The sequence below is a fragment of the Pseudomonadota bacterium genome, assembly GCA_039714795.1.
In the GTDB taxonomy this organism is placed as follows: domain Bacteria; phylum Pseudomonadota; class Alphaproteobacteria; order JAGOMX01; family JAGOMX01; genus JBDLIP01.
In genome coordinates, this window is the sequence record JBDLIP010000134.1 from 1 (window position 1) to 4293 (window position 4293).

The 4293-nt window shown below is 37.9% G+C and carries 5 protein-coding genes; all 5 read left to right on the forward strand.

All coding sequences use genetic code 11. The annotated features are described in order from the left end of the window. The coding region (locus ABFQ95_07780; GenBank protein ID MEN8237420.1) for a methyltransferase domain-containing protein at positions 1 to 529 on the forward strand (529 nt) is incomplete at its 5' end. Continuing rightward, positions 526 to 1584: a UDP-N-acetylglucosamine 2-epimerase (non-hydrolyzing) gene (gene wecB, locus ABFQ95_07785; GenBank protein ID MEN8237421.1), complete on the forward strand. Its 1059-nt coding sequence runs from the start codon at positions 526 to 528 to the stop codon at positions 1582 to 1584. The genes ABFQ95_07780 and wecB, both read left to right, overlap by 4 nt. Beyond that, a complete protein-coding gene (locus ABFQ95_07790; protein ID MEN8237422.1) occupies positions 1581 to 2786 on the forward strand; it encodes a glycosyltransferase in 1206 nt (401 codons plus the stop codon). Before wecB ends, ABFQ95_07790 begins: the two co-directional genes overlap by 4 nt. 81 nt (positions 2787 to 2867) lie before the next feature. Further along, complete coding sequence (locus tag ABFQ95_07795; GenBank protein MEN8237423.1) at positions 2868 to 3650, forward strand: class I SAM-dependent methyltransferase; 783 nt, start codon at positions 2868 to 2870, stop codon at positions 3648 to 3650. A gap of 25 nt (positions 3651 to 3675) precedes the next feature. Then, on the forward strand, positions 3676 to 4293 hold a 618-nt coding region (locus ABFQ95_07800), incomplete at its 3' end, for a class I SAM-dependent methyltransferase (protein ID MEN8237424.1).

The following is a 4293-nucleotide window of genomic DNA, read 5'->3' on the forward strand; positions in this document are numbered from 1 at the left end:
CCTCATCCATTCATCCGGTGTACTCCACCACACTGAAAATCCAATGAAAATATTAAAAGAATTTAGAAGAATCATAAAACCTGATGGTACTATTCAAATCATGGTATACAATTATGAATCGATTTGGGTACATTTGTATGTTGCTTATGAATTAATGCTAAATGATGGATCATTAAAAAATAGAGCGTTGCGTAGACTTGGCATAAAAAAATATCCTAAAAATTTAGCTGATGCCTTTCGCTCTTCAACAGATGGTACTCATTGCCCCATCAGCCGTTTTTATAAACCCAGTGAGTTTCTACTTCTCTTAAAACAAACACAGTTTAGTGGTCAATACAAAGGGGCATCTGTTTCTCTTTGGATGGAAATGAATAGATTATCAAAAAGATTTGCAGCGATTGCAGATAGGCGACTACCAAAGGAGAGTAGGGAATTTTTATACAGGTTGAACTTTGATAAGCGTGGAGTTCCATTATACGACGGTTTTTCAGCTGGTATTGGTGGATGTTACGAAGCAAGACCTGAATGAAAAAACGCATTGTTACAATTGTCGGTGCCCGTCCACAGTTCATCAAGGCCGCACCACTATCAAAAGCTTTGAAAGAGCATCCTGAAATTGAAGAAATTCTTGTACACACAGGACAGCATTTTGATGCAAACATGTCAGACATTTTCTTTAGTGAACTGCATATTCCAAAGCCAAAATATTCATTAAATATCAATGACGCACCCCATGGACAAATGACAGGACATATGCTTGGATCCATTGAAGAGTTACTTACCCAAGAGCCTACAGATGCTGTTGTAGTCTACGGCGATACGAACTCAACACTAGCAGGATCTTTGGCTGCATCTAAATTACAGATACCCGTGATACATATAGAAGCAGGGCTTAGATCATACAACAGGAAAATGCCGGAAGAAACAAACCGTGTCCTTACAGATCATGTAAGTAGCTTATTGCTTTGCCCGACAAAAACCGCAGTTAGTAATTTACAAAAAGAAGGCATCACAGGTGGCTCTCACCACGTTGGCGACATTATGTATGATGCCACCCTGCATGCTATTGAACGAATTCAGACAGATAACAACCTAAATCAGAAATTTCAGGATTTAGAAGATAAGTTTGCCCTGATGACCGTGCATCGAGCCGAATCAACCGATTCCTTTGACACATTCGAAAAAATTATCCAGTTTGCAAAAAAATTCGCTACTGATCATGCGCTAAAGATTATTTTTCCTGTGCATCCAAGAACAAAAACTTTAGTTAATCAATTACCTAAAAACATAAAAGAAAAATTTATTTTGCTTGATCCATTGAGTTACTTAGATACTCAATTTCTTTTAAGTAAAGCAGAGTATGTTTTGACAGATTCAGGCGGACTGCAAAAAGAAGCTTATTTCCACCGCGTTCCGTGTATCACATTGCGTTCAGAAACAGAATGGGTTGAAACCATTGAATCAGGTTGGAACAGGCTTTGGACAACAGAGTATTATCACCAACGCACAGACATTAAAGATTTTGGAGATGGTCAATCTGCAAAAAAAATGGCTGAGATCATTGTAGATTTTTTACAAACATGAAAACTATCGTTCTATACTCAGCTTATTCTAATGAAATGTCGTATTTTGATGATTGGGTTGACACCTTCAAGGAACATACTGATTATCAATCAGAATGTATCAACGTATTCCAACGTAAAGGCGATTTAATTGACACTAAAAAGAAGATTCAGCAAACAGAGCTTGTTGTTTTGCACCACTCTATGAATGGGGATACATTAAAATATCTACGACCCTTTGTATCTGCTCTAAAAAATCGCAAAGGAAAACTAGTATCTTTTGTTGGCAACGAGATAAATTTACCTACAATCGGAATGGCTTCTAAGATCAAAATATTACAGAAACTTGAACCAGAGATTATTGCTACACAACTCCTTCAAGAAGCTGGAAATTGGCTTTATGCAGACTGTATAAAATCACGTGTTATTTCACTACCCCATGCTCTCAATCCAAATGCTTTTTACCCTACAACTGATTTGGAAAATAGAAAAATCGATATTGGCACCCGATTAGGGCGTTATGGTGTTCATGTCGGGGACAACGATCGTAACAATCTCATTCAGTATTTTCATCAAAATAGTATAAAATGGGGTTTATCAATAGATCTTGGGCTGGATAAAAAAAGTCAAAAGAGATTCAATCGAAAGGAATGGGCACAATTCCTGAACTTTTGCAAGGCTACTATGTCAACAGAAGCAGGATCACTTTATCTCGAACGGGATGATCGTCTCGTTCAAAATATTCAAAAATATCTTAAAAAAAAATCCGATAAACTTATTCTACCACCTGATGAAACAATTCTTCGAAAAATGTACCAAAAGATCGTACCATCTTTACTGAGACAAAAATTTATTCATTTGCTAAAAAAGCAACTCATAGAAGTTGGAAATGTTGACCAAGATGCTGACTTTCAAGAAATTTATCAGAAATTTTTTTCGCAGAAAGAAAGATGCCCTGTCTACTCAAAGGCTATTTCATCAAGACATTTTGACGCCATTGGCACAAAAACTCTGAATATTATGTATCCTGGGCGTTACAACGATATTCTTAAATCTAATGAACATTTTTTCGAACTCAAACGTGACCATTCAAATATTGAAGAATTACTAAGCCTGATTAATAACCCTACAAAACTAAATGAGATCACCGGCCATGCTTGGGAGCATATACACAAAAATCATACCCACAAAAACCGATTAGACACTTTGTTAAGTTTTCTGTAATCTAAGTTTTCTGTAATCTAAGTTTCTTCCTTACATACGTTATTGGCCAACAAATGCATCAAATTATACAAAAACTTTAACATGAATACCTTGAAACAATCCGACAAAGCCGGCTCAACATACTGGGATCAATGTTGGCAAAATACAAATATCCCCACCACTTTCGATCACACCAATCAAAGCCTCGATAACTATCCAAACCTGCAATTTCATCAACTGTTTTCAACACTTATCCAAAAAAATAAGCAATTAAAAATCCTAGAAATCGGCTGTGCCAACTCAATCTGGCCGATATATTTTCATCAATACCACAATGCTGAAGTTTTTGGTCTTGATTACTCAGAAATCGGCTGTGAAAAGAGCCGAAAACTATTCAAGCACTTTAATGTACCTGGAACTGTGTATCAGGAAGATCTTTTTAATCCACCAGAAGAACTAAAAAACACATTTGATATGGTGTTCTCATTCGGAGTCGTTGAACATTTTGAAAACACAGCTGAGTGTTTGAAAGCATGCTCTGCCTATCTCAAACCCTCAGGAAAACTAGTCACAGTCATACCTAACATCCCCAGTATCATTGGTTTCTTGCAAAAAATGGTCGATAGAGATATCTATGACATCCATGTTCCTCTTACAAAGAAAAAATTTGCAAAGGCACATCATGATGCGGAGTTGAATCTTCAAAGCTGTGAGCACTTTATGTCGATTCATTTGGGAATTGTAGTTTCCAAAAAGTTTAGAAAAATGCTTTCCGTTCCCACTAAACTGCTCTGGATTGCTGAACGCTATGGCATTCGATTGCCAAGAAATCGTTTAACTTCTCCTTATATTGTGGCAATCGCAAACAAAGAATGCTCGTCCTAAAGTATCTAAGAAAGGTTACTCACACATGACAAGTAAGCTGGCAACTTTGCCATCCCACAACACACTCCGTTTCAAATTCGGGGCCAACTGGGCAAATTTCCTAAAAACCCTCAACAATGAGCGCATTCAAATCGCTGAGCAATCCATCAAAGACATGCTCAAACGAGATGATCTCAAAGGGCTTAAGTTCCTAGACATTGGCTCTGGCAGCGGTTTGTTTAGCCTGTGTGCCAGGCACCTTGGTGCCACGGTTTACTCTTTTGATTATGATATTAACTCAGTTGAATGCACGCGTGAGCTGAAGCGGCGTTATTTCCCTGATGATGCGAAATGGACTATCGAACAAGGGTCTGCCCTAGATCGGGATTACCTTAAAAAACTTGGTCAATTTGATGTAATTTACTCATGGGGAGTTCTACACCACACTGGAGATATGTGGCAGGCTCTTGAAAGGGCACTGATTCCCGCTGCTAACAAAAGCCAAATCGCAATTTCGATTTATAACGACCAAGGCCGGCCCAGTCGCAATTGGACTAAAATTAAACAACTCTATAATGCACTTCCCAAATCTCTCAGATTTGTGATCACTATCCCATGTCTTTTTAGACTTTGGGGGCTCACCTGGCTTCGTGATTTGTTCAAA

Coding starts and splice junctions, on each gene's coding strand:
- wecB (MEN8237421.1), top strand. CDS start 526: ATGAAAAAACGCATTGTTACAATTGTCGGTGCCCGTCCACAGTTCATC.
- ABFQ95_07790 (MEN8237422.1), top strand. CDS start 1,581: ATGAAAACTATCGTTCTATACTCAGCTTATTCTAATGAAATGTCGTAT.
- ABFQ95_07795 (MEN8237423.1), top strand. CDS start 2,868: ATGAATACCTTGAAACAATCCGACAAAGCCGGCTCAACATACTGGGAT.